Here is a 24,458-nt window from a genome sequence, read left to right on the forward strand (position 1 = left end):
TTAGGGCTGACGGCAATGGGCCGACTGCCGTCCCCGTGTACAGGCCCATGCCATCAGCCCAAGGAGAAACCCATGCTGCGTTACGCCATCATCTTCTTCGTCATCGCACTCGTGGCCGCCCTGTTCGGCTTCGGCGGCATCGCCGCCAGCGCCGCGGGCATTGCCCAGCTGCTGTTCTACGGTTTCATCATCCTGGCCGTCGTCAGCCTGGTGGTGGGCCTGATCCGCAGATAGCGGACGCCATCGCGCGGCGGGCCCGTGAAGGTCCCGTCGCGCGCCTCGCCTTCTTCAGGAATCAGCGGCCGCGGTGCGGCTGCTCATGAACCGCATCAAGGAACTCGCGCAGCGTCGCCCCGCAAGGCCCGCGCGGACACAGGAACAGCCCCTCCGCCTCGGCAGGCACATCCGCCGGGAAGCCCAGTGTGCCCAGGGAGTTCACCGCGTCGCCACACAGCACGACCGTGCGGCCGCAACGCCAGGCCATCTTCAGCAGGGCCTGCAGCCTGGCGCAGCCGGTGGGCGCTGCCCAGGCGTCGGAGTTCAGCACGATGAGGCCGTCCGCCCAGTCGGCCGCCACCGGAGGCTCCCCGAACTCATCGTCCAGGAGCCAATCCAGCCGGTGCACGTGGCAATCCGAGGCCAGCGTGGCCAGGTCGTTCTCGGAACTCTGCATCACCTCGGCGGTGCCGACGACGCAGACCAGGATCTCGGCCTCCGGCAGCTGGGAGGCGGACGGCAGTTCGGGCGGGCGGGCTGTCGCGGTCGGCATGGTGCAACTCCGCAGTCGAGGATGAAGCCACTCTCGCGCCGCGACAGTCCCCCGCTCGTGAGCCGGCGGCGCGATGCCGCGTAGGACAGCATCCCGGGCCGGTTTTCACGCTGCTGCCATGCCCGGGCGCCCGTTGGCGCACACTCCCGCCCCATGCCCGCAGCCCCCCCTCCCGCGCCCGCCTTCACCCCCTACCAACGCTTTGCGACCGGACTGCTGACACTGCTGCAGTTCGCCGTCATCCTGGACTTCATGATCATGTCGCCGCTGGGCGCGATGATCATGCCGGCCATGGCCATGACGGCCCAGCAGTTCGGCCTGGTCGTGTCGGCCTATGCCTTCAGCGCCGGGCTCTCCGGCATCCTGACAGCCGGCTTCGCCGACCGCTTCGACCGCAAGAAGCTGCTGCTGTTCTTCTACGGCGGCTTCCTGCTCGGCACGCTGTGGTGCGGCCTGGCGACGAGCTTCGAGTCGCTGCTGGCGGCGCGCATCGTCACGGGCTTGTTCGGCGGCGTCATCGGCTCCATCGTGATGGCCATCGCGGCGGACCTGTTCGAGCCCGCGCTGCGGGGCCGCGTCATGGGGCTGCTGCAGGGCGGCTTCGCCGCCAGCCAGGTGCTGGGTCTGCCCTTCGGCCTGTATCTGGCCACGCGCTGGGACTGGCATGCCCCCTTCCTCGCGCTGGCCGCCTTCGGCGCCGTCGGCGGCCTGCTGATCGCCTGGCGCATGCAGCCCGTGGACGCCCACCTGAAGCTGCAGACGGACCGCAGCGCCTCCGCCCATCTGCTGCACACGGTCGCCCAGCGCCGGCACCTGCATGCCTTCCTCGTCACGGCACTGCTGACGACGGGCGGCTTCATGATCATGCCCTTCGCCAGTGCCTTCTCGGTGCACAACGTCGGCATCGCGCTGGAGCAGCTCCCCGCCGTCTACCTCGTCACCGGCATCAGCACGCTGTTCGTCGCACCGCTCGTGGGGCGGCTGGCCGACCGCCTCGGGCCGCTGCCGGTGTTCTACGCGGGCAGCGCCATCACGGTCGCGATGGTGGCGCTCTATACGCGGCTGGGGCCTTCGTCGCTGATGACGCTGATCGTCATCAACGTCGTCATGTTCGCAGGCATCTTCTCGCGCATGGTGCCCTGGCAGGTCGTCGTCGCCGGCATCCCGGCGCCCGAGCAGCGCGGCGCCTTCACGGCCATCAACGCCGCGCTGCAACAGCTGGCAGGCGGGCTAGCGGCGCTGGTGTCCGGCCACATCGTGACGGTTGCGCCCCACGGCAGGCTGGAGCACTTCCCCTGGGTGGGCAACGTACTGATCGGCACCACGCTGATCGTGTGCGTGCTGATCCGGCCGCTGGCCCGGGCGCCACAAAGAAAAAGGTGAGGGTCCCGCCTGCGGCCGACGGGCACCCTCACCGAACCACCCGCGAGCCACACCCGGACCGCTGGCGGAGACACAGGCTTTGTCGATCAGAAGCTGGCGCGCAGGCCGATCTGGTAGGTACGACCCGGCTCGTAGATCGCGTACGGCGCGTTGGCGAACTGGAAGTTCGTGCGCTGCGAGGCCCGGGTCAGGTTGAAGACGTCGAACGTGGCCTGCAGGTCCTTCTTCCAGCCGATGGCAGAGCCCAGGATCTCGCCGAGGTTGAGACGGGACGTGAAGTCCACCTGCGAGTAGTCCAGGCCATAGAAGGCTGCGGCCGTGATGCCGTTCTGGCCGGTGCCGCTGGACTGCGAGCCCTTGGTGAAGTTCTTCGTCACGCGGAAGCCGCCGAAACGCCCCTCGTAGTAGGCCGCCAGGTTGTAGGTGTAGGGCGGCACGCCGATGGCCACGTTGGCGCCAGACTGCTTGACCTTGGTGTAGTTGGCGCTGACACCGAAGCCACGCAGATAGGACGTCAGGACGTCCAGCGGCTGCTGCACGGTCAGCTCGATGCCCTTGATGAAGAGCTTGTCTGACGTGTTCTGCGTCTGCGACAGCGTGATGGGCAACGCGTTGATGGCCGTCAGGTCGCCTGCCGCCGGCAGCACGTCCAGGTCCGCGGGCACGGCCAGGCCGGCGCGCAGGTAGAGCGCGCGGCGCTGGTCGCGGGTCAGGCCGTTCATCCAGTTCACGCCGTACTGGCCCAGGTCGCTGAAGGGCACGTTGAAGCTGCGGTTGGCCGTGAAGCCCTTGATGCCCTTCTTGAACCAGGCCAGCGCGATATAGCCCTCACGTCCTGTGTACCACTCCAGGCCCAGATCGGTGTTCTTGGACTCGTAGGGCTTGAGGTCCGGGTTGGTCAGCGTGCCGTTCTGGGCCGACGGGTCGGTGAAGCTAGCCGACAGCGCGCGCAGCGCCGTGGGGTCGGCGCGCGTGATGGTCTTGGACATCGACGCGCGGGCGAGCACGTTGCTGCGCAGGTTGTAGGCCACGCTGCCGGACGGCAGGAAGTTGCTGTAGGTCGTCGTCGTGAGGCTCTCGACGACGGGCGTCGGGTAGCGGCCGCCGTCCAGCAGTGCGGTGTTGCGCGGGTCGGCCGGGGCGCTGAGCGTGGCGAAGGTCTGCTCCGTCGTCGCGTAGCGGGCGCCGGCGTTGTAGCGCAGCTGATTGCCGAACAGCTGCGTCTCGCCGTTGACCTCCGTGAAGATGGAGCTCACCTTCTCTTGGATGTAGCCGGGGTTGACGCCGGTGTTGGTGCCGCCGGTGCCGGGCACCGCGGTCTCGTGGGCGGCGGCGTAGTTGGAATCCTTGGCGAAACGGGCCCAGTCCAGCGCGACGAAGCCGCGCGAGTTGGCCGACAGATAGCCCGGGATGGCCGAGTTCGGGATGGCGGAGCCCAGGTACTGCAGCGGCGTCGTCGCGCCAGCCGTGTAGCCGGTGCCATAGCCGGGATAGTCGGCCGCGGCGGAGCCGGCAGCACCCGTGCCGTTGCAGCCGTTCTTGTTGGTGGTGTTGGGCCCGGGCAGGAAGACGTTGAGATTGCGGCCGCAGACGATGTTGGACCAGTAGTTGTCGTTGTTCAGCGAGCTGATGCGACGCGACACGTTGTCATAGGCACCGCCGAACTTGATGTCGACGACATCGGCATCGATGTCGATGGCGCCGCGCAGGCCCGAGGTGCGGACCTGGCGCATTTCCTCCTGCACGTTGACACGCCCGCCGTTCCAGCCAAAGGCGCTGGGCGTGTTCAGGATGTCGGTTGCACCGGTGAGGGTGTTGGTGGCCTTCAGGATGGGCACGCCGCTGGTGTTGTCGTACTCGGTGGTGATGCCCGAGCCCAGCACGGTCTGGAACAGTACCGTGGGCGACTGGCGATGGAAGTCGCTGCGCGTCGCGTTGGCCTGCACGTCGATGCCGATGGCATCGGTGATCTTCAGCTTGAGGCCGGGGTTGATGCTGTGGAACTTGGTGTCCTCGACGTAGGGCCGGTATTCGAGGAAGTACTGCGAGTTGGCGAAAGTGCCCTTGGTGACGACGCAGCCGTTGGCGCAGTCGCTGCGGTCCACCGTCATGTTGATGGGGATGGCCGAGCCGTTGCGGCCCACCCAGTTCATGTCGCTGCGCTCGAATTCGTTCTTCTTGTGGCCGTAGATGGCGTCGAGGTAGAACTGCACCGAGCTGTTGGGGCGGGCCTCGAGCGACAGGATGGCGTTCTGACGGTCACGGTTGCCCTCGGCCACCATGGCGCGGCCCAGGCGCGGGATGATCGCGTTGTCGATCTGTTCGATGGTCAGGCCGGGGTTCTTGGCCAGCAGGAAGGCCTGGTCGATGACGGCGCCGGTGGTCAGGCCGTTGCCGGCGTTTGCCGGCACGGCGGTGGGGATGGTCCAGTTGCCGCCACCGGTGTTGTTGCGCGTGGCGCTGCTGCTCTGCGAGGCCAGCAGGTTGGCGTTGGTCCAGCCGATGGATTCGAAGCCGGTGGTCTTGACCTTGTTGGTGGACCAGGCCACGCCGGCCAGCACGCCGAAGGTATCGCCCCAGGTGTTGCTGACCAGCGCCGAGCCGCGGTTGCCCCATTTGTCGGCCTGCTGGTTCTTCGTGCCCGTCAGCGTGAAGGCGGTGCGCAAGCCCTTGCGGTCGAACGGTCGCGCGCTGCGCATGTCCACGATGCCTGCGGCCCCCCCTTCCAGCATGGAGGCGGTCGGGCTCTTCACGACGGTGACGCGGCTGAAGAGCTCGCCGGGCAGGAAGTCCATGTCGACTTCACGGTTCGCGCTGCCGGAGTCCACGCGGCCGGTCGAGGCCGAAGCCACGGGCGCGCCGTTGAGCAGGATGCGGGTGAAGTTGGTACCCAGGCCGCGGATCTGGATCTGCAGGCCCTCGCCGGTGATCTCGCGCGTCAGCGTCACGCCGGGTATGCGGGAGATGGACTCGGCAATATTGCTGTCCGGGAACTTGCCCATGTCCTCGGCACTGATCGAGTCAATGAAGCCGACCGAGTTGCGCTTGGCGTTGGCCGAGCTCTCCAGCGAGGCGCGGATGCCGGTCACGACGACGGTATCCAGCTGCTCCTTGGACGGCTGCGCGGGCGTCTGCGCATAGGCCTGTGCGATCAGGCCGGCCAGCAACGTGGTGCCCAGGACCAGCTGTCGCTCCAGGCGGTCCCGGCCGCCAGGGCGCGAAATAGTCTTGCTCATCTTGTCTCCTGATTGGTTCTATGACGCATTCACCATTAAATGGTAGCGCGCACATTTGAATTTATGCCCGCCAAATCCCATCGTCAACGAGGGTGTGTACTAATGTATTAGTGACGTGACGGCAGGAAATGCAGCCCAGAATTGCAGCCAAGTCAAAACCTGGATAGCGCTCTCAGGATGGCCGCGTGCACGGCGCAGGCGGCGGTCGCCGACCACCACCGGCCCCTTGCCCATGCCCGAGATCCGCCGCAGCCGACCGCGACCGCCGTGCCGCGACGCGCGCCGCAGGTCCCGCGCACTGGCGAGGACAATGGCGGCCGGCATTCGTGCGTACGCGGCAGAGATTTGGCCTTCAACAGCAGATGAACTTCACGCTAGATCCCACCCGCCATGCGGCCCCGCAGGTCGTCGAAGCGCTTCGCGCCGCCATCATTTCGCTGGAACTCGAGCCCGGCAGCGCGCTGGACCGCGCCGAGCTGGCGCAGCGGTTCGGCGTCAGCCAGACGCCAGTGCGCGACGCCCTCATCCGGCTCAGCGAGGAAGGCCTGGTCCTCATCCGCGCGCAGTACACGACTCAGGTCAGCCGCATCGACGTGCCGGCCGCCCGGGAAGCGCATTTCCTGCGCCGCTCCATCGAGATCGAGATCGCGCGCCTGCTGGCCCTCTCGCATGATCCGGCCGTGATCGACGACCTCCGCGCCCAGCTGTCGCGCCAAGCGGAACTGGCTGCAAGGAAGGACTTCCTCGGCTTCATCGCCGCCGACAAGGAGTTCCACCGCCTGATGTACGTGGCGGCCGGGCTGCCGCGGCTGTGGTCGGTGGTCGTGCGCATGTCCGGGCACGTCGATCGTCTGCGGCTGCTGCACATCCCCAGCGTGGGCAAGACGGAATCCATCCTGGACGCCCACCAGGCCATCTTGCAGGCGATCGAGTCCCGGGACGCCGAAGCCGCGCAGCATGCCGTTCGGGACCACCTGTCCGGCACCCTCGCCTCGGTGGACGAGATCCAGCAGCGGTATCCCGAGTATCTGATCCTCTCCTGACCGGTTCGAGCGCCCTCCGCGGGGCTTGGCAGTTCGCACAGGTAGCGCTCACAATTTCAGCGCAACCACCTCTCCCGCTGCCGCACCGCATGAGCCAAGTCCACGCCACCTTCCTGCCCACCGATGCCGAGCGCGCCGTCTTGCTGGGTCGCGTCTGGCGCGCCGACACCGGCGGCCCGACTCCCGTGGCGGTGCGCCGTGGCGAGCTGGTGGACCTGTCGGCCCACGCGGCCACCATGGCCGAGCTGCTGGACCATGCCGAGCTGGCGCACATCGCCCGTCATGCGCCGGGCGCCGTGCTGGGCTCCGTCGCGGCGGTGCTGGCCAATGCGCTGGCTGCCGAGCCCGACCCCGCCCTGCCCCGGCTGCTGGTGCCCTGCGACCTGCAGGCCATCAAGGCCTGCGGCGTGACCTTCGCCGTCAGCCTGCTGGAGCGCGTCATCGAGAACCAGGCTGGCGGCGACGCGACCCGGGCCAACGCGCTGCGCGAGCAGTTGCAGGGGGCGCTGGGCGACGACCTGTCGGCGATCCGCCCCGGCTCGCAGGCAGCGCAACGCCTCAAGGCCGAGTTCGTCGCGCGCGGCGCCTGGTCACCCTATCTCGAAGTGGGCCTGGGACCCGACGCCGAGGTCTTCACCAAGGCCCAGCCCATGTCGGCGGTCGGTTTCGGTGCGGCCGTGGGCCTGCATCCGGACTCGCAGTGGAACAACCCCGAGCCCGAGGTCGTGCTCGCCGTCAATGGCCGCGCGGAAGTCGTCGGCGCCACGCTGGGCAACGACGTCAACCTGCGCGACATCGAGGGCCGCAGCGCACTGCTGCTGGGCAAGGCCAAGGACAACAACGGCTCCTGCGCCATCGGCCCCTTCATCCGCTTGTTCGACGAGCACTTCACGCTGGACACCGTACGCCAGGCCGAAGTGCGCCTCGCCATCGAAGGTGCGGACGACGGTTTCCTTCTTGAGGGTCTCAGCCGCATGCAAGCCATCAGCCGCGACCCGCTGGAGCTGGTGGCCCACGCCTGCGGCGCCCACCACCAGTACCCCGATGGCTTCATGCTCTTCCTTGGCACGATGTTCTCGCCCATCCAGGACCGCGGCGCGCCGGGCGCGGGCTTCACACACCGCCTGGGCGACCGCGTGACCATCGCCAGCCCGGCCCTAGGTGCGCTGGTCAACACCGTGCAGCGCAGTGACGCGATTGCGCCCTGGACCTACGGCGTCGGCGCGCTGCTGAAGCACCTGCGGAGCCACCAGCCATGAAGCGGCTGCGCTCCCAGGACTGGTTCGACAACCCCGACCGTGCCGACATGACGGCGCTCTATCTGGAGCGCTTCATGAACTACGGCCTCACGCCGCAGGAGCTGCGCTCGGGCCGGCCGATCATCGGCATCGCGCAAAGCGGCAGCGACCTCAGCCCCTGCAACCGCATCCACATCGAGCTTGCCCGGCGCGTGCGCGACGGCATCCGCGACGCCGGCGGGATCGCGATGGAGTTCCCGCTGCACCCCATCTTCGAGAACTGCCGCCGCCCCACGGCGGCGCTGGACCGCAACCTGGCCTATCTCGGGCTTGTCGAGATCCTGCATGGCTATCCGCTGGACGCCGTCGTGCTGACCACCGGCTGCGACAAGACGACGCCGGCCCAGGTCATGGCCGCCTCGACCGTGGACATCCCGGCCATCGTGCTGTCCGGCGGCCCCATGCTGGATGGCTGGTTCGAGGGCCGGCTTGTCGGCTCCGGTGCAGCCATATGGACGGGTCGGCGGCGCCTGGCGGCCGGTGAGATCGACGAGGCCACGTTCCTCCAGATCGCCGCCGCATCGGCGCCCTCCGCCGGCCACTGCAACACCATGGGCACGGCCTCGACGATGAATGCGCTGGCCGAGGCGCTGGGGCTGTCGCTGACCGGCTGCGCGGCCATCCCAGCGCCCTACCGCGAGCGCGGCCAGATGGCCTACGAGACCGGCCTGCGCATCGTCGGGATGGCACGCGAGGACCTGCGGCCGTCGCACCTCCTCGGCCGCGACGCCTTCCTGGACGCCATCGTGGTCAATGCCGCCATCGGCGGCTCGACCAATGCCCAGCCCCACCTCACCGCGATGGCCCGCCATGCGGGCGTCGAGCTGACCGCCGCCGACTGGGCCGAGGTGGGCCAGCGCGTGCCGCTGCTGCTCGACATGCAGCCCGCCGGAAGATTCCTCGGCGAACGCTTCCACCGCGCCGGCGGCGTGCCGGCCGTCATGTGGGAATTGCAGCAGGCCGGCCTGCTGCGCGCCGAACGGCCCACAGTCACCGGCCGCACGATGGCCGCCAACCTGGCAGGTCGCGAGACATGCGACCGCGAGGTGATCTTCCCGGTCGCAGCGCCGCTGAAGGAGGATGCCGGTTTCGTCGTGTTGCGCGGCAACCTGTTCGACTTCGCCATCATGAAGGCCAGCGTCATCTCAGCCGCCTTCCGCGAGCGCTATCTGAAGGACGGTGCGTTCGAAGCCCGTGCCATCGTCTTCGACGGCGCCGACGATTACCACGCGCGCATCAACGACCCTTCGCTCGGCGTCGATGAGGACTGCATCCTGGTCATGCGCGGCGCGGGGCCGCTGGGCTGGCCCGGCTCGGCCGAGGTCGTCAACATGCAGCCACCGCATGCGCTGATCCGCCGTGGCGTGACCAGCCTGCCGACGCTGGGCGACGGGCGGCAGTCCGGCACCTCGGACAGCCCGTCCATCGTGCATGCCTCACCCGAAAGCGCCGCGGGCGGTGGCCTGGCCTGGCTGAGGACGGGCGACATCATCCGCGTCGATCTCGACGCGGGGCGCTGCGACGTGCTCCTGGATGATGAGGCGCTGGCACGCCGCCGTGCCGAAGCGCCGCCCGCCGTGCCGGCCAGCCAGACCCCGTGGCAGGAGATCTACCGCTCGACGGTGGGGCCACTGTCGACAGGGGCCTGCCTGGAGCTCGCCGTGCCTTACCGCCGCGTGGTGGCCACGCCACCGCGGCACAACCACTGATGACGGCCCCGGCCAGTCCTGGGCAACGCCCGGTTGCCGTGCCTCGATGTCTCTTGAATCGAGGCACAGTGGCTCACGGGCGTGGCCGGACCATGCGTGACAAGATGTCCGTCATTTGCCCGATAGCGAAGATGCCCGGGCCGACCACAGGGGCTGCCTGGAAAGCTCCGCGGCCGTGGCGTCGTCCGCCGTCACCGCATACTCGTTGCTGCTCCGCTCAACGAAGTAGGCCGAGCGAAAGCGCTGCAAAAGCCCTCCGAGCGCCTGGCGGGCCTGGCTGGGAGGACCGTTGAAGATGAGTGTCAGCGTGGTCATGATGAGACTGTCGTCATGGAAGTGGCGGCTCTTTGCCGCCGGTCATCCTTGAACGTCCATGCGTCGGCGCGGTTGACGGGCCGCCTGCTTTCTTCTTTCAACGCCTGCCTCCGGATGCCAGGCCAAAAGCGATGACTCAACCCGCATATGGTTCCTGTTTCTGCCGCGCCGTGTCCGTCACGGCTCGGCGTCCCCTGGGCCGGCCGGTCAACTGCCACTGCGGCGAATGCCGCCGCCTGAGCGGCGCGGCCTTCAGCACGTGGCTCACGGCACCGCGCGAGCAAGTTGTCATCGGCAACCCCGAAGGGCTGACCTGCTTCCATCCGACCGCCAACCTTCAGCGCGCCTTCTGCAAGACCTGCGGTTCGCATGTCTTCACACTGGACGCACGCCTACCCAAGGTCTTCGGGTTCCCCGCCGGCCTCTTCGAAGGCGAAGTCATCGATCCTCCGGCCAAGGACTACTTCCTCGAAGACCGGGCCGCCTGGCATCGCGCGCCGGACTGACCCCGGCGACGGCCGCTCAACCCACCGCGCCGCGAGTGTTCACGTACAGCGCGTACAGCGAATGCGTGCTCGCCATGAAGAGGCGGTTGCCCTTGGCGCCGCCGAAGCAGAGGTTGGCGCAGCGTTCGGGCAGGTGGATGTGGGCGAGTGCCTTGCCCTCGGCGCTGTAGACACGCACGCCGTCCAGTGCCGCCGCATCCGCGCCCGCACTGCCATCGCTGCCGAAGCCGCACCAGAGGTTGCCCTGCACGTCCACGGCCATGCCATCGAAGGCGCCGGGGCCGTCCGCGTCGACCAGCATGCGCTTGTTGCTCAGGTGCATGCCATCCACGTCATAGGCCCAGATCAGCCGGTTGGGCTGGGCGCGGCTTTCGATGACGTAGAGCACGCGTCCGTTGGGGCTGAAGGCCAGGCCGTTGGGGCCTCGCAGATCCTTGAGCAGCAGATTCAGTGCGCCCGTCGCGCCGTCGATGCGATAGACACCCTGGTGGGGCTGCTCGGGCCGGGCCTTCTCGCCCTCGAAGTCGCTGGTGATACCGAACACCGGGTCGCTGAACCAGAGGCTGCCGTCGGCATGGCAGGTGATGTCGTTGGGCGAATTCAGCCGCATGCCCTCGTAGCGCTCTGCCAGCACGGTGATGCGGCCGTCGTGCTCGGTGCGCGTGATGCGCCGCGTCAGGTGCTCGCAGCTGACGAGCCGGCCCAGGCCGTCACGCACATGGCCATTGGCGTTGTTGCTCGGGTTGCGGAACTCGCTGACGGCTCCCGTGGTCTCGTCCCAGCGCAGGATACGGTTGTTGGGGATATCGGAGACCAGCAGGTAGCGCCCATCGCCAAACCACACCGGTCCTTCGGCCCAGGCAAGGCCCGTGGCGAGCTGCTCGACGCCGGCAGCGAACAGGCGCAGCGGCAGGAAATCGTCGTCCAGCACCTGGATGGCGGGGTCCGGCCGGCGCACGTTGGGCGTGAAGGCGATCTTCACGGCGCCGCCTTCTCGAAGGGCCCGAGGATGACAAAGCCGCCGCCCTGGCAGCGCACCTCGGGACGGCTGGGGTCGACGTAGGGCTGGGCTGCCTCGACCTCGGCGCGCCAGGGTTCCGAGCTGTCCTGGGGCTTGAAGCCGATGTGGTTGGACTTGCTGTTGTCCCACCACGTCGAACGGTTGTCGCTCATGCCGTAGACGACGCTGTGGCCGACGACGGGCGCGCTGAGCGCCGCGACGATGAGGCGCTCCAGGTCGTCATAGCTCAGCCAGCTCGACAGCATGCGACGGTCCGTCGGCACGGGCCAGGCGGAGCCGATACGCAGCGACACCGTCTCCAGGCCGTAGCGGTCGAAATAGAACTGGGCGAGGTTCTCGCCGAAGGCCTTGGACAGGCCGTAATAGCTGTCCGGCCTCGGCGCGGCCTGGGGCGTCAGCGTCTCTCCCTGGCTGTAGAAGCCGGTCACATGGTTGGAGCTGGCGAAGACGACGCGCCTGACGCCGCGCTGGCGCGCCGCCTCGTAGACGTTGTAGGCGCCGACGATGTTGGCCGGCAGCACGACATCGAAGGGCTTCTCGATGGACACGCCGCCAAAGTGCAGCACGGCATCGACGTCCTTCAGCAAGGACTGCATCTCGGCCAGGTCTTCAAGCGGGGCCTGCACGACCTCCTCGCCTTCGACGGCCGGGTCCATGGGCGCCAGGTCCGACAGGCGCAGCACGTCGCAGTAGGCCTTCATGCGGGGCCGCAGCACACGGCCAAGATTGCCGGCGGCTCCGGTCAGCAACAAGCGCTTGAAGCGCGGGGCAGAAAGTGGGGTCATGCAGCAGCGGCCCTCAAGGGGCCGGGATCACTTGCGCAGAGGGGGGCGCAGCCTAGGGGCCGCGTCGGACTGGCGTCGGACCAGTTCGAAGTCCTTGAGCTCATGCTCGCAGGGCAGGGGCTCTCCGGTGCGGCGCGCGCGGATGTGGCGCACCAGCAGGTCCACCGCCGCGCCGGCCATCTCCATGATGGGCTGGCGCACGGTGGTCAGTTCTGGCCAGATCGTCGTCGCCAGCGGCGCGTCGTCGAAGCCGACGACAGTCAGGTCGCTGGGCACGTCCAGGCCCAGGCGATGGGCGATGGCGACGGTGGCCGCGGCCATGTCGTCGTTGCTGGCGAAGATGGCCGTCGGGCGGCGCTCCTGCGACAGCAGGGTCTCGGCCGCGTCCAGCCCCGAGCGGTAGGTGAACATACCCTGGGCGACGACCTCTTCCTCCTCGATGTTCAGGCCCGCGTCGGCCATGGCCGCATGAAAGCCTGCAAGGCGGCGGGCGCTGCTGCTCTGGTAGGGGTCGCCAATGATGAAGCCCAGGCGGTGATGGCCCAGATTCAGCAGGTGACGCGTCATCTCGTAGGCGGCCTGGTAATCGTCGATGCCCACGGCACAGACGGCTTCCGGTGGCACGCCGCTGGAGACAACGACGGCCGGCGTGTCGGTCTCGGCGATGAGCTTGAGCAGCGGCTGGGAATCGCAGAATGGCGGCGGCAGGATGAGCCCGTCAATGCCATTGGCGATCATCTCGGCGACGGGCTTTTCCTCGCCGTCGCGCGCGGCGTCGCAGCGCTGCACGACCAGCTGCACATGCCGAAGGCTGGCCTTGTTCAGCAGGCCGATGAGGAACTCGTTCAGGTAGCCCGCCGTCGGATCGATGTAGAGCATGCCGATGCGGATGGGCTCGGAGCCGGCCAGGTGGCGCGCCGCCTGGTTGGGCACGTAGTTCAGCTCGGCAACGGCGGCCTGCACTTTCTCGCGCGTGCCCGGGCGCACGTTCTGCTCGCCGTTGATGACCCGCGACACCGTCATGGGCGACACCCCGGCCAGCTTGGCCACATCGGCAATGGTGGCGACCTTGGTGCTGCGCCCAGCACGTGCGGTTGGCTTCAAAGAGGTCCCTCGGATGGTGGTGGGGTTGTTTGCGCAATCATATTTGGAGACACCTCAGCCACCACGGCCAGGGGCGAAATTGAAGCGCAGTGCCTTGTAGGCCTCCAGCGATTGCGCCGGAGGCCGCACGCCCGCCGGCAGTGGCAGGCCCGACACGGACTGGAAGTAGGCGATGCAGGCATCGCGCCACCAGCGCGCCTCCTGCTCCTGCACGGCCAGGTAAGCCTCCACGTCGGCGTGGCGCCGGGCATCGACATGGCCTTGCAGGCCCGCCCACTGCGCGCGCAGGGCGCCCGCGTCGGCGACGCCTCGGTCGTAGCGGAAGACAAGCTCGGCCCACAGCGTGCGGCCCGAGGCCATGCGGTAGTCCCAAGGCAGGTGGTGGAACCACAGCAACCAGGCCTCCGGTGTGGTCTCGGGTCGCGAGAGGCGCGCGGCCCACTCGGGGGCGTACTGCGCCACCGCATTGCTGCCACGGGGCGAGCGATCGAAGCCGATGCCGTCACGGCCCGCGCGGTGGAAATAGACCGGATTCCAGTCGGCTCGCTCCAGGTCATCCACCCAGGGCGCGGGCCCGTGGTGGTGGCCGGTGCCCATCAGATGGTGCAGCCCAAGCGGCGTCATGTAGTCGACCACCGCCTCGCGCGAGGCCATCATCATGGTCACGATGCCATCGACGGCGCGCGGCGCAGTGGTGAAGGTCTGCTGCACCCATTCGCGCGCCACGTCGGCCGCGCCGAGACCCGGATCCCAGGCCATGCGGCCGAAGGTGTACCAGTTGGCCTGGTCGAAGTGCGAGCCGCTCCAGTTGCGGTCCGTGCCGATGTTGGCAACGCCGGCCATCGCCTTGACGTGCCGGGCCACCGGCACGCCATCGGGCCTGGCGCGCAGCACCTCCTCGAACAGCGGGCCGAGGTAGACGAGGTGCGTCGAGAAGCCCAGGTACTCCTTGGTGATCTGCAGCTCCAGCGCAAGTGGCGTCCTGGGCATCGCGCCGAACAGCGGATGGAAGGGCTCGCGGGGCTGGAAGTCGATGGCGCCGTTCTTGACCTGCACGATGACGTTGGCCGCGAACCGACCGTCCAGCGGCTGGAACTCGGCATGGCCCTGCTTCGCGCGGTCGCTTGCATCGGGCGCGTAGACGAAGGCCCGCCACACGACGAGGCCGCCATGGGCGCCGAGCGCCTCGGCCAGCATGTTGGCGCCGTCGGCGTGGTCGCGGCCATAGTCCTGCGGCCCCGGCTGACCTTCGGAGTTCGCCTTGACGAGGAAGCCGCCGAAGTCCGGAATGGCCCTGTAGATCTCGTCGGCCTTGGCCTTCCACCAGGCGCGCACGGCCGGATCCAGCGGGTCGGCCGTCTTCAGCCCGCCCAGCTCCACCGGCGCCGAGAAACGCGCCGACAGCCATACCTTGATGCCATAGGGCCGGAACACGTCGGCCAGGGCGGCCGCCTTGGCGAGAAAGGGTGCGGTCAGCGACTCCGCCTTGGCGTTGACGTTGTTCAGCACGGTGCCGTTCAGCCCCAACGACGCATTGGCGCGCGCATAGTCCTCGTAGCGAGCGTCACGGATACCGGGCAGCTTCCACCAGTCCCAGATCGACTCGCCGGCATAGCCGCGCTCCACCGTGCGGTCCAGGTTGTCCCAGTGGTTGAGCAGGCGCAGCCCCACCTGGGGCACGGCATGCCGCTCCAGCCGGGACAGCTCGGCACCCGTCTGCGCCGCGCGCAGCCAGGCAAAGCTGCCATAGAGCAGGCCGACATCGGTGTTGGCCGCGATCAACGTCACGGCCCGGCCTTCGAGCCTGAGGCTGCGCAGTGCATAACCCTCCCGACCCAGCTGGCTCCATGGCAGGTCGACGCCGGCCGGCGCATTGGCCGGCGTGACCAGCATCAGCGCCCCGTCCGCCGCCTGGGCCGACGGCGCTGGCTCACGACCGGTCAGCCCGGCCACGCCGCGCTTCAGCTCGGCGATGGCGACCCTCAGCGTCGGGGACGCCGGCTCGGCATGGACGATGCTGCGGGCGTGAGCCAGCAGCTGGACTTGCAACGCCGCCGGCAGGGCGCGGTAGCGCAGCCACAAGTCGTAGCCGTCCTCCACCGGCGCGCTCGAGGCGGGCCGCAGAAAAACCGCCAGCAGCAAGCCGGCCAGGGCCTGGGTCCAGGTCTTCATTCGGTCTCCTGTTGTCGGGCCCAAGCCAGGGCGTCGGAACCCTTGGATCGCGGAAATGTTAGGTATTTCTCGCTTGCGCAAAGCAAAATGGTAGCGCTACATTTGAACCCATAGCAAGCCTCGCCGCATATCACGAGAGGCGCCGACGAGCGCCACGCCCTGGAGACCTCACGTTGAACCCCGAGCTCGCCGCACCGGCTTCCGCAACCTTCGCCCGCACCTTCGCGTCAGCAGCGGCTGCATCCGAGGAGGCGTGATGACGGGCGCCCTCGCCATGACGCTGGGCCGGCAGCGCTGGGTCATCTGCGCGCTGCTCTTCGTCGCGACGACCATCAACTACATCGACCGCAACGCGCTGTCGGTGCTCAAGACCAGCCTGCAGCAGCCCCTGGAAGCCGGCGGCCTGGCGTTGACGGATGCCGACTACGGCTGGATCACCTTCGCCTTTACGGCCGCCTACGCCACCTTCCCTCCGCTGATCGGGGTCGCCATCGACCGCTTCGGCGTCAAGCGCAGCCTGGCCGCGGCGCTACTGCTGTGGTCGGCGGCGGCGGCCGCGCATGGCCTGGTGGGCACCGTGCTCGGGCTGGTGGTTGTGCGCTTCCTGCTCGGTATGGCCGAGGCGGCCCATTTCCCCGCGGCGATCAAGGCGGTCGCGATGTGGTTCCCGCAGCAGGAGCGGGCGCTGGCCACGGGCATCTTCAACTCGGGTACGGCGCTTGGCATCATCGCGTCCCCCCTCACGGTGTGGCTGGCCGTCACCTTTGGCTGGCAGTTCGCCTTCGTCGCCATCGGCGGCGCGGGCCTGGTGTGGCTGGTGTTCTGGGAGCGTGGCTTCCATGCGCCCGAACGGCATGCCAAGGTATCGGCCGGAGAGCTGGCCCACATCCGTGCCGGCCAGCCTGCGCAGGAAAAGGCCGTCAAGCTGCCCTGGACGGCGCTGCTGCGCTTCAAGGCCATCTGGCCCTTCCTCATCGGCAAGCTGCTGACGGACCCGGTCTGGTGGTTCTTCCTGTTCTGGCTGCCCTCCTACCTGGAGCGCGAGCGCGGCCAGAACCCGCTGAAGAGCGCCGGCCTCGTCGCGCTGATCTACCTCGGCTCCAGCGTCGGCTCCATCGCCGGAGGCTGGCTGTCAAGCACCCTCGTCCAGCGCGGCTGGCCCGTCGGCCGCGCCCGCATGACGGCCATGGGTCTGGCCGCGGCCTGCATGCCGGGCGCCATCCTGGCCTACTACAGCGGCAGCTTCGCGCTGTGCGTGGGCCTGATCACGCTGGCCACGGCCTGTCACCAGGCCTGGTCGGCCAACCTGCTGACCTCGGCGACCGACCTCTTTCCCACGCGCGTCTCCGGCGCCGTCATCGGGCTGGGTGCGACGGCGGGTGGCATCGGCGGCATGTTCATCGCGCTGCTTGCGGCGCTGGCCGTGCAGTGGACGGGCACGCAGCAATGGGTGTTCGTCTTCGCCGGGTTGATGCACCTGGCCAGCCTGGGCCTGTTCTGGCTGTGGTTCCGCGGCCGCTTCGAGCGCGTGGACCTGGAGGCCGGTGTGGACATGCGCCAGGCCCACCGCGGCCTGCTGACCGCGGGCAGCCTGCTGGCGGGCATCGGCGCGATGCTGGCCTGGCTGATCGCAGCGAACTGGGAGGCCTGCATCGCTGCGGCCAAGTTCTCGGGCGCGGCCCAGGCCGTGACCGCGGCCGTCGGCCTGGCGCTGATCGGCCTCGCCCTCCTCCACGCCGGCCGTCCACACGCCAGCGGCCGGCTGCAGACGATCTGACCATGCAGCTGATTGCCGACCAGCACCTGCTCAAGGACCTCAACCGCATGGCCATCGTGCGACATCTGAGCGCCTGGCCTGGGCAGTCGCGCGCGGCGCTGGCCGAGGCGCTGCAGCTGACCAAGTCCACGGTCAGCGCGCTGGTGAAGGAGTTGATCCACGAGGGTTGGCTGCTGGAGCGCGAAGTCGTCGCCACCGGCGAGCTCGGCCGTCGGCCCACGCCGCTGTTCATCGACCCCGGCCGGCTGGTGCTGCTGGGCGCCGAGCTAGGCGTGGACGGCGTGCAGGTCGTCGCCACCTCGCTGGCCGGCGACGTGCTGGCGCGCGCCCGCTCGCCGCTGGACGCGGGGCGCGACGCGCACCTGGCCCTGGTGCGCGCGGCGAAGCTGCTGCTGCAGGTCCACACACGCCTCGATACGCCGGCCCAGCGCGTCATCGGCGTCGGCCTGGGCCTGCCTGGCGGCGTGGACGAGCAGCACGGCCATCTGCATTTCGCCCACAACCTCGGCTGGCGCGACCTGCCCGCCGGCAAGTTGCTCGCGGAGCACCTGCGTGCGACGGCCCTGCATGGCGTGCCCCTGTTCGTGCAGAACGACGCCGACGTGGCTGCGCTGGGCGAACTGGAATTCGGCGCTGGCGAAGGCGCGGCCGACCCGCTGATCTATCTCAGCCTGGGCCTGGGCGTGGGTGCGGGCATCGTCGTCGACGACCGGCTGCTGACCGGCGCCCATGGCCTGGCCGGCGAGGTGGGCCACATGGTGCTGGAGATTGACGGGCCGCGCTGCAGCTGTGGCCGCCGCGGCTGCGCCGAGGCCATGATCGGCTTTCGCGCCATGTTGCCCGCCGGTGAAGAGGCCGGCGGCATCGATGAGATCCAGCGCCGGCTGCAGGCCCGCCAGCGCGGCTGCGCCGAGGCAGTGGCCAGTGCCGGCAACTATCTCGGCATGCTGCTGGGCAACCTCGGCGCCGCCTATGACCCCGGGCGCATCGTGCTGGGCGGCGCCGCCGTCGAGCTCGGCGCCCCTTTCCTGGAAGCCGCCTTCCGCACCCTGGAAGGCAGCGCCGCCGCGGCCGGCGTGCTGCCGCCGACGGTCACCGTCTCGCGCTTCGGCGCCGACGCAGTGGCCGTGGGCGCGGCCGCCCTGGCCCGATACCGACTCACCCGCCCCCTGATCGCCGCCGGCCGCCTGGCCGCAGCCGCCTGATTCCTGCCGTCACCTCATGATCACCAACCCCATCCTGCCGGGCTTCCACGCCGACCCCTCGATCTGCCGCGTCGGCGACGACTACTACATCGCCACGTCCTCCTTCGAATGGTGGCCTGGTGTGCGTATCCACCATTCGCGCGACCTGAAGCACTGGCGCCATCACAGTTACGCCGTCACGCGCACGAGCCAGCTGGACCTGACCGGGCACCCGGACTCGGCCGGCGTCTGGGCGCCGTGCCTGAGCTTTGCCGCCGGCCAGTTCTGGCTGATCTATACCGACGTGCGCTCCACCATTGGCGCGTTCAAGGACACGCACAACTACCTCATCACCGCGCCCAGCATCGACGGTCCCTGGAGCGAACCCGTCTACCTGAACAGCTCGGGCTTCGACCCCAGCCTCTTCCACGACACGGATGAAAACGGCGATGTCCGCCACTGGCTGCTCAACCAGCAATGGATCCACCAGCCCGGCAAGCATCACTTCAACGGCATCCTGCTGCAGGAGTACGACCACGGCGCCAGGCGCCTGGTCGGCCCGGTGAAGAACATCTACGCCGGCACCGAGCTGCAGGTCGTCGAGGGCCCGCATCTCTACCGCCGCAACGGCTGGTACTACCTGCTGACGGCCGAGGGCGGCACCTTCTACGAACATGCCGTCACGCTGGCCCGCTCGCGCAACATCGATGGTCCCTACGAAACCCTGCCCGGCAACCCGCTGCTGACGGCCTGGAAGCAGCCCACCGACGGCCTGCAGCGCAGTGGCCATGCCAGCCTGGTCGAGACGCAGAACGGTGACTGGTACATGGCCCATCTGTGCGGCCGTCCGCTGGAATGGAGCGGCCCGAACGCGGACCGGCAGAACGGCGTCTACGAGGATCTGCACTGCCCTCTGGGCCGCGAGACCGGCATCCAGCGTATCCACTGGCGCGACGATGACTGGCCTGAAGTCGAAGGCGGCGGCAATGCGCCGCGACTGCAGACGGCCGAGCCGGGCCTGGCCGAGCATGTGTTCCCCACCGAGCCGTCGCGCGACGACTTCGACGGCAAGACGCTCAACCACCATCTGAACTCGCTGCGCGTGCCCTTCGACGAGAGCTGGATATCGCTGACCGAGCGCCCCGGGTTCCTGCGCCTCAAGGGACGCGAGTCGCTGATGAGCCTGTTCAACCAGAGCCTGGTCGCACGCCGCCAGCAGCACTTCAACTGCCGCGTCGAGACGCGCCTCGAGTTCCAGCCCGAGCTCTTCCAGCAGATGGCGGGCCTGGTGGCCTACTACAACACCAGCAACCACGCCTATCTGCACGTCAGCCGCGACGTCGACTCGGGCAGGCGTGTGCTCAGGCTGACCGTCAACCGCAATGCGGCGCTGAGCGAACCGGCCACGGCCGTCGAGCTGGCCGAAGGCGCGGTCGAACTGGCCGTCGAGTTCAGTCACGACCGCTACCAGTTCCACTACACGCAGGCCGGCAGGCCCTGGACCGCCATCGGCCCCGCGCTGGATGCCGCCATGCTCAGCGACGAATTCGCGACGCAATTCGTCAACGGCTTTGCGCGCAGCTTCGGCTTCACCGGCAACTTCATCGGCCTGGCCTGCCAGGACCTGTCGGGCCGGGGGCTTGCCGCGGATTTCGATCACTTCACCTATGAAGCCAGGCCCTGACGCCTGGCTCATCAATAACAACGACACGAGACAAACCCATGGCCACCACCCACCATCGCCTCTCCTTCGTGGAGAAGGCCGGTTACAGCTGCGGCGACGCCGCGGCCAACCTGGTCTTCATGTCCATGATCCTGTTCCAGCTGAACTTCTACACGGACGTGTTCGGCCTCAGCGCCAACACGGCCGCGGCCATCCTGCTGTGGCCACGGCTGTGGGACGCGGTGTTCGACCCCGTCATGGGGGTGCTGGCCGACCGCACCAATACGCGCTGGGGAAAGTTCAGGCCCTGGGTGCTGTGGACCTCGGTGCCCTGGGCGGTCGTCATGGTGCTGGCCTACACGGCGCCGGACCCGGCCTGGGGCTGGAGCACCGGCATGGTGGTGGCCTATGCGGGCATCACCAACACGCTGCTGATGACGCTGTACAGCATGAACAACATGCCCTACTCGGCCATGAGCGGCGTCATGACGGGCGACCTCAACGAACGCACCAAACTCAACTCCTACCGCTTCGTGTCGGTCAACGTCGCACAGTTCGCCGTCGGCGGCCTGACGCTGCCGCTCGTGGCCAAGTTCGCGCAGGGCCATGACCGCGCCCACGGCTGGCAGGTCACGATGACCATCTGGGCCGCGGCCTGCCTGGTGCTGTTCCTCGTCACGTTCCTCACGACGAAGGAGCGCATCAAGCCCATCGTCGAGACCAGGAGCTCGCCCCGGCAGGACTTCGCCGACCTGCTCAAGAACGGCCCCTGGATCTCGCTGGTGGCCTACACCGTCTTCCAGTTCGGCATGCTGGCCCTGCGCGGCGGCGCCCACTACAACTACTACCACCACTACGCCGACAAGGCCGCGATGTTCGACTTCGTTGCCGCGCTGGGTCTGACGACGCCCGACGCGGCCGGCACCGGCAGCCTGGCCGATGCGCTGGGCTACATCGTGCACGGCACGCGCGACCAGCTTGCCAGCTCCAACGTCGCCGACGTATTCAACAGCATCATCAACATGGCCGGCACGGCGACGACCATCGTCGTCATCATGGCGTCCATGGGCCTGTCGGCGCGCTACGGCCGCCGCGCCATCGGCGTCGTCTGCTTCGGCCTGTGCACGCTGACGGCCTGCGCGATGTATCTGCTGCCACCCGACGCCGTCTGGCCCATGCTGGGACTGCACATGCTCAGCGCCGTCGTGTACGCACCTACCGTGGCCGTCATGTGGTCCATGTACGCAGATGCCGCCGACTATTCCGAATGGCAGACCGGCCGCCGCTTCACCGGCATGGTGTTCGCCACCATCGGCTTCTCGCTGAAGGCCGGCCTGGCCCTGGGCTCGGCCAGCTTCCTGTGGCTGTTGGCCGGCTTCTTCGGCTACGACACCCAGCTGCCATCGGCACCCAACGCCATCGAAGGCTATCGCGTCGCGTCGAGCTTCGTCGTCGGCGGCCTGTTCGCCGCCTGCACGCTGTGCCTGCTGGCCAACAAGCTGGACAAGGACACCACGCTGCGCATGGCCGACGAACTCGCCCAGCGCCGCCGCCAGGCCGGCGCCGGCCCCGATGACGACGCCGGCCCGGCCCATGCCGTGCCAGCCACCGCCTGACCCTCCCCCTCCCACACCCACCTCTGATCCCGCAGTAAGGACCCCGCCATGAGCACCGTCTATTCCGATCTCCCCGTCGTCCAGTACGAAGGCCCCTCCTCCTCTAACCCGCTGGCCTACCGCTGGTACGACGCCAACCGCGTCGTGCTGGGCAAGCCCCTGGCCGAGCACCTGCGCCCGGCCGTCTGCTACTGGCACAACTTCTGCTGGAAGGGCGAGGACGTCTTCGGCCTCGGCAACACCGTGTTCCAGCGCCCCTGGTTCGCCGAGGCGGATCCCGTCAAGGCCGCCCACCTGAAGTTGGACGCCGCCTTCGACTTCTTCGCCAAGCTCGGCTTGCCCTTCTGGTGCTTCCACGACCGCGACGTGGCCCCCGAAGGCGCCAGCCTGGCCGAGTCCAACCGCATCCTCGACGGCCTGCTGGAGGCTGCAGCGAAGAAGATGCAAGACGGCAAGGTGCAGCTGCTGTGGGGCACAGCCAACCTGTTCTCCAACGGCCGCTTCATGAGCGGCGCGGCCACCAACCCCGACCCCGAGGTCTATGCCTATGCCGCCGCGCAGGTCAAGCATGTGCTGGAATGGACGAACCGCCTGGGCGGTGCCAACTACGTGCTGTGGGGCGGTCGCGAGGGCTACGAGACCCTGCTCAACACCGACCTCAAGCGCGAGCTGGCCCAGTACGGCCGCTTCCTCGCCTCGGTTGTCGAGCACAAGCACAAGATCGGCTTCAAGGGCACCATCCTCATCGAGCCCAAGCCGCAGGAACCCACCAAGCACCAGTACGACTACGACAGCGCCACGGTCTACGGCTTCCTGAAGACCTATGGCCTGGAGAACGAGGTCAAGGTCAACATCGAGGTCAACCACGCGACGCTGGCCGGCCACAGCTTCGAGCATGAAGTGGCCACCGCCTGTGCCCTGGGCATCTTCGGCTCCCTGGACGCCAACCGCGGCGACGAGCAGCTGGGCTGGGACACCGACCAGTTCCCCAACAACCACGCAGCGCTCGTCCCGGCCATGCTGGAGATGATCCGCCACGGCGGCTACACCACGGGCGGCACCAACTTCGACGCCAAGGTGCGCCGCCAGTCCATCGATCCCATCGACCAGCTCGAAGGCCATATCGGTGGCATGGACACCATGGCCCGCGCCTTCCTCAGCGCCGCCGCGCTGTACGAGAGCGGCCAGCTCGAGAAGGCCATCAGCGAGCGCTACGCCGGCTGGGAAGGGACCCTCGGCAAGAAGATCCACGGCGGCGCCAGCCTCGAAGACCTGGCGGCGCTGGTGCATGCCCAAGGCATCTCGCCGCAACCGCGCTCGGGTCGCCAGGAACGCCTGGAGAACATCGTCAACAACTTCGTCTGATCCATGTTTCTCGGCATCGACCTCGGCACCTCCGAGCTGAAGCTGCTGCTGCTCGACGAGCAGCACCGCATCGTCGCGACCACCGGCGTTGCCTTGACCGTGCAGCGGCCGCAGCCGCTGTGGAGCGAGCAGGCCCCCGACGACTGGTGGGCAGCGCTCGACCAGGGCATGGCCAAGCTCGGTCAGAGCCATGCGCCGGCGCTGTCTCGCGTGCGCGGCATCGGACTGTCGGGGCAGATGCACGGCGCCGTCGCGCTGGACGAGGCCGGCCGCGTACTGCGGCCGGCCATCCTGTGGAATGACGGCCGCAGCGCCGCGCAATGTGCCGAGATGATGTCGGCCTGCCCCGAGCTCCCGGCCATCACCGGCAACCTCGCGATGCCGGGCTTCACCGCGCCCAAGCTGGCTTGGATGCGCCGGCACGAGCCCGAGCTCTTCGCCCGCGTGGCCAAGGTGCTGCTGCCCAAGGACTGGCTGCGCCTGCAGCTCGGCGGCGTCTACACCAGCGAGATGAGCGACGCCGCCGGCACGCTGTGGCTGGACGTGGCCCGGCGCCGCTGGTCTGCCGAGGCGCTGGCGCTGACCGGCCTGGACGAGCGTCACATGCCCCGCCTCGTCGAGGGCAGCGACGTCAGCGCCACGCTCAGGCCCGAACTGGCCGCGCGCTGGGGCTTGCCGGCCAACGTCGTCATCGCCGGAGGTGGCGGCGACAACGCGGCCAGCGCCGTCGGCATGGGCGTCGTGAAGCCCGGCGACGGCTTCCTGTCACTGGGCACCTCGGGCGTCATCTTCCTGTGCAACGAGGCCTTCAGCCCCAACCCTGCGCGAGCGGTGCACGCCTTCTGCCATGCGCTGCCCGGCACCTGGCACCAGATGAGCGTCATGCTCAGCGCGGCCAGCGCGCTGCGCTGGGTCACGCAACTGCTGGGCGAGCCCGGCGAGGCCGAGCTGATCGAAAAGGTCGCCCGGCTCACGCCGGCCCAGCGTGAGCGCGCGCCGATCTTCCTGCCCTACCTCAGCGGCGAGCGCACGCCGCACAACAACGCGAACGCCCAGGGCGTGTTCTTCGGGCTCACGCATGAACATGACGCCGCATCGCTGGGCTATGCCGTGATGGAGGGCGTCGGTTTCGGCCTGCTGGACGGCTGGCGGGCGCTCCAAGCCGGTGGCGGCACGGCGCAATCGCTATGGCTCGTGGGCGGCGGTGCGCGCAGCCCGTGGTGGGCCGGGCTGCTCGCCTCGCTGCTGGACGTGCGCCTCCTCAACGGCGTCGGCGCCGAAGCCGGTGGCGCGCTGGGTGCGGCTCGGCTGGCCTGGCTGGCCTGCGGTGCCACGGTGGACGAGGTCTGCCGCACGCCCGAGATCGCCCGCATCGCCGAACCCGATGCCGCGCTGGCCGCGGCGCTGCACCCGCGCTTCGAGCGCTTCCAGCGCCTGTACGGCGCCCTGCGCGCCGAGTTCGGCTGAGCGGCGACGGGCATTGGGGCGTCGGCCGGCGCCGGCTGGCCTCGC

Annotated in this window: 19 protein-coding genes; 12 read left to right on the forward strand and 7 right to left on the reverse strand. The window is 68.7% G+C overall.

What is annotated here, in order from left to right:
- Positions 1-72: 72 nt before the first annotated feature.
- Positions 73-234, forward strand: a complete 162-nt coding sequence (locus tag QM732_RS20220) for a DUF1328 domain-containing protein (protein WP_415657890.1) — start codon at positions 73-75, stop codon at positions 232-234.
- A gap of 61 nt (positions 235-295) precedes the next feature.
- On the opposite strand, the gene QM732_RS20225 is transcribed toward QM732_RS20220, so the two are convergent.
- Positions 296-769 carry a hypothetical protein gene (locus QM732_RS20225; RefSeq protein ID WP_415657891.1) on the reverse strand — a complete coding sequence of 158 codons (474 nt, stop codon included), beginning with the start codon at positions 767-769 and terminating at the stop codon, positions 296-298.
- A 153-nt stretch (positions 770-922) separates the two neighbouring features.
- On the opposite strand from QM732_RS20225, the gene QM732_RS20230 reads away from it, so the two are divergent.
- On the forward strand, positions 923-2,152 hold the full coding sequence (locus QM732_RS20230; protein ID WP_415657892.1) for an MFS transporter: 1,230 nt from the start codon (positions 923-925) through the stop codon (positions 2,150-2,152).
- Positions 2,153-2,238: 86 nt separating this feature from the next.
- Here the strand turns inward: QM732_RS20230 and QM732_RS20235 are convergent, their stop codons facing one another.
- On the reverse strand, positions 2,239-5,388 hold the full coding sequence (locus QM732_RS20235) for a TonB-dependent receptor (protein WP_415657893.1): 3,150 nt from the start codon (positions 5,386-5,388) through the stop codon (positions 2,239-2,241).
- A 362-nt stretch (positions 5,389-5,750) separates the two neighbouring features.
- Here QM732_RS20235 and QM732_RS20240 point away from each other — a divergent pair, with 362 nt between their 5' ends.
- The 3 genes from QM732_RS20240 (at position 5,751) to QM732_RS20250 (ending at position 9,438) form a co-directional block, all read left to right on the forward strand.
- Positions 5,751-6,431, forward strand: coding sequence for a GntR family transcriptional regulator (locus QM732_RS20240; RefSeq protein ID WP_415657894.1), 681 nt, complete (start codon positions 5,751-5,753; stop codon positions 6,429-6,431).
- An 89-nt stretch (positions 6,432-6,520) separates the two neighbouring features.
- Positions 6,521-7,690 (forward strand): fumarylacetoacetate hydrolase family protein, encoded by a 1,170-nt coding sequence (locus QM732_RS20245; protein ID WP_415657895.1) that lies wholly within the window; start codon positions 6,521-6,523, stop codon positions 7,688-7,690.
- Positions 7,687-9,438, forward strand: coding sequence for an IlvD/Edd family dehydratase (locus tag QM732_RS20250; RefSeq protein WP_415657896.1), 1,752 nt, complete (start codon positions 7,687-7,689; stop codon positions 9,436-9,438). Before QM732_RS20245 ends, QM732_RS20250 begins: the two co-directional genes overlap by 4 nt.
- 111 nt (positions 9,439-9,549) lie before the next feature.
- Here the strand turns inward: QM732_RS20250 and QM732_RS20255 are convergent, their stop codons facing one another.
- Positions 9,550-9,753 carry a hypothetical protein gene (locus tag QM732_RS20255; RefSeq protein ID WP_415657897.1) on the reverse strand — a complete coding sequence of 68 codons (204 nt, stop codon included), beginning with the start codon at positions 9,751-9,753 and terminating at the stop codon, positions 9,550-9,552.
- A 131-nt stretch (positions 9,754-9,884) separates the two neighbouring features.
- Between QM732_RS20255 and QM732_RS20260 the strand changes: the two genes are divergently transcribed.
- Complete coding sequence (locus tag QM732_RS20260; protein ID WP_415657898.1) at positions 9,885-10,259, forward strand: GFA family protein; 375 nt, start codon at positions 9,885-9,887, stop codon at positions 10,257-10,259.
- 16 nt (positions 10,260-10,275) lie between these two features.
- Here QM732_RS20260 and QM732_RS20265 read toward each other — a convergent pair whose 3' ends face one another.
- Genes QM732_RS20265 through QM732_RS20280 form a run of 4 tightly spaced genes read right to left on the reverse strand, consistent with a single transcriptional unit; the run spans position 10,276 to position 15,341 of the window.
- Positions 10,276-11,241 (reverse strand): SMP-30/gluconolactonase/LRE family protein, encoded by a 966-nt coding sequence (locus QM732_RS20265; RefSeq protein ID WP_415657899.1) that lies wholly within the window; start codon positions 11,239-11,241, stop codon positions 10,276-10,278.
- Positions 11,238-12,065, reverse strand: coding sequence for an NAD-dependent epimerase/dehydratase family protein (locus tag QM732_RS20270; RefSeq protein WP_415657900.1), 828 nt, complete (start codon positions 12,063-12,065; stop codon positions 11,238-11,240). The genes QM732_RS20265 and QM732_RS20270 overlap by 4 nt, the downstream gene beginning before the upstream one ends.
- 27 nt (positions 12,066-12,092) lie before the next feature.
- Positions 12,093-13,169, reverse strand: a complete 1,077-nt coding sequence (locus QM732_RS20275; RefSeq protein WP_415657901.1) for a LacI family DNA-binding transcriptional regulator — start codon at positions 13,167-13,169, stop codon at positions 12,093-12,095.
- Between the two features lie 54 nt (positions 13,170-13,223).
- Positions 13,224-15,341, reverse strand: coding sequence for an alpha-glucuronidase family glycosyl hydrolase (locus QM732_RS20280; RefSeq protein WP_415657902.1), 2,118 nt, complete (start codon positions 15,339-15,341; stop codon positions 13,224-13,226).
- 256 nt (positions 15,342-15,597) lie between these two features.
- On the opposite strand from QM732_RS20280, the gene QM732_RS20285 reads away from it, so the two are divergent.
- Genes QM732_RS20285 through xylB form a run of 6 tightly spaced genes read left to right on the forward strand, consistent with a single transcriptional unit; the run spans position 15,598 to position 24,413 of the window.
- Positions 15,598-17,118, forward strand: a complete 1,521-nt coding sequence (locus QM732_RS20285) for an MFS transporter (RefSeq protein WP_415657903.1) — start codon at positions 15,598-15,600, stop codon at positions 17,116-17,118.
- Positions 17,119-17,120: 2 nt separating this feature from the next.
- The gene (locus tag QM732_RS20290; RefSeq protein WP_415657904.1) at positions 17,121-18,323 is read left to right on the forward strand and encodes an ROK family protein; all 1,203 of its coding nucleotides are present in this window, start codon (positions 17,121-17,123) and stop codon (positions 18,321-18,323) included.
- Between the two features lie 16 nt (positions 18,324-18,339).
- Positions 18,340-19,986 carry a glycoside hydrolase family 43 protein gene (locus QM732_RS20295; protein ID WP_415657905.1) on the forward strand — a complete coding sequence of 549 codons (1,647 nt, stop codon included), beginning with the start codon at positions 18,340-18,342 and terminating at the stop codon, positions 19,984-19,986.
- A gap of 38 nt (positions 19,987-20,024) precedes the next feature.
- Positions 20,025-21,581, forward strand: coding sequence for an MFS transporter (locus QM732_RS20300; RefSeq protein WP_415657906.1), 1,557 nt, complete (start codon positions 20,025-20,027; stop codon positions 21,579-21,581).
- Between the two features lie 48 nt (positions 21,582-21,629).
- Positions 21,630-22,946 (forward strand): xylose isomerase, encoded by a 1,317-nt coding sequence (gene xylA / locus QM732_RS20305; protein WP_415657907.1) that lies wholly within the window; start codon positions 21,630-21,632, stop codon positions 22,944-22,946.
- A gap of 3 nt (positions 22,947-22,949) precedes the next feature.
- A complete protein-coding gene (gene xylB / locus QM732_RS20310; protein WP_415657908.1) occupies positions 22,950-24,413 on the forward strand; it encodes a xylulokinase in 1,464 nt (487 codons plus the stop codon).
- Positions 24,414-24,458 lie beyond the last annotated feature (45 nt).

It is taken from the genome of Roseateles sp. (genome assembly GCF_047654805.1).
GTDB lineage: Bacteria > Pseudomonadota > Gammaproteobacteria > Burkholderiales > Burkholderiaceae_C > Pelomonas.

Bases quoted from the DNA above. Each gene is read 5' to 3' on its own strand.
- QM732_RS20220 (WP_415657890.1), top strand. From the start codon at position 73: ATGCTGCGTTACGCCATCATCTTCTTCGTCATCGCACTCGTGGCCGCC.
- QM732_RS20225 (WP_415657891.1), bottom strand. From the start codon at position 769: ATGCCGACCGCGACAGCCCGCCCGCCCGAACTGCCGTCCGCCTCCCAG.
- QM732_RS20230 (WP_415657892.1), top strand. From the start codon at position 923: ATGCCCGCAGCCCCCCCTCCCGCGCCCGCCTTCACCCCCTACCAACGC.
- QM732_RS20235 (WP_415657893.1), bottom strand. From the start codon at position 5,388: ATGAGCAAGACTATTTCGCGCCCTGGCGGCCGGGACCGCCTGGAGCGA.
- QM732_RS20240 (WP_415657894.1), top strand. From the start codon at position 5,751: ATGAACTTCACGCTAGATCCCACCCGCCATGCGGCCCCGCAGGTCGTC.
- QM732_RS20245 (WP_415657895.1), top strand. From the start codon at position 6,521: ATGAGCCAAGTCCACGCCACCTTCCTGCCCACCGATGCCGAGCGCGCC.
- QM732_RS20250 (WP_415657896.1), top strand. From the start codon at position 7,687: ATGAAGCGGCTGCGCTCCCAGGACTGGTTCGACAACCCCGACCGTGCC.
- QM732_RS20255 (WP_415657897.1), bottom strand. From the start codon at position 9,753: ATGACCACGCTGACACTCATCTTCAACGGTCCTCCCAGCCAGGCCCGC.
- QM732_RS20260 (WP_415657898.1), top strand. From the start codon at position 9,885: ATGACTCAACCCGCATATGGTTCCTGTTTCTGCCGCGCCGTGTCCGTC.
- QM732_RS20270 (WP_415657900.1), bottom strand. From the start codon at position 12,065: ATGACCCCACTTTCTGCCCCGCGCTTCAAGCGCTTGTTGCTGACCGGA.
- QM732_RS20280 (WP_415657902.1), bottom strand. From the start codon at position 15,341: ATGAAGACCTGGACCCAGGCCCTGGCCGGCTTGCTGCTGGCGGTTTTT.
- QM732_RS20285 (WP_415657903.1), top strand. From the start codon at position 15,598: ATGACGGGCGCCCTCGCCATGACGCTGGGCCGGCAGCGCTGGGTCATC.
- QM732_RS20290 (WP_415657904.1), top strand. From the start codon at position 17,121: ATGCAGCTGATTGCCGACCAGCACCTGCTCAAGGACCTCAACCGCATG.
- QM732_RS20295 (WP_415657905.1), top strand. From the start codon at position 18,340: ATGATCACCAACCCCATCCTGCCGGGCTTCCACGCCGACCCCTCGATC.
- QM732_RS20300 (WP_415657906.1), top strand. From the start codon at position 20,025: ATGGCCACCACCCACCATCGCCTCTCCTTCGTGGAGAAGGCCGGTTAC.
- xylA (WP_415657907.1), top strand. From the start codon at position 21,630: ATGAGCACCGTCTATTCCGATCTCCCCGTCGTCCAGTACGAAGGCCCC.
- xylB (WP_415657908.1), top strand. From the start codon at position 22,950: ATGTTTCTCGGCATCGACCTCGGCACCTCCGAGCTGAAGCTGCTGCTG.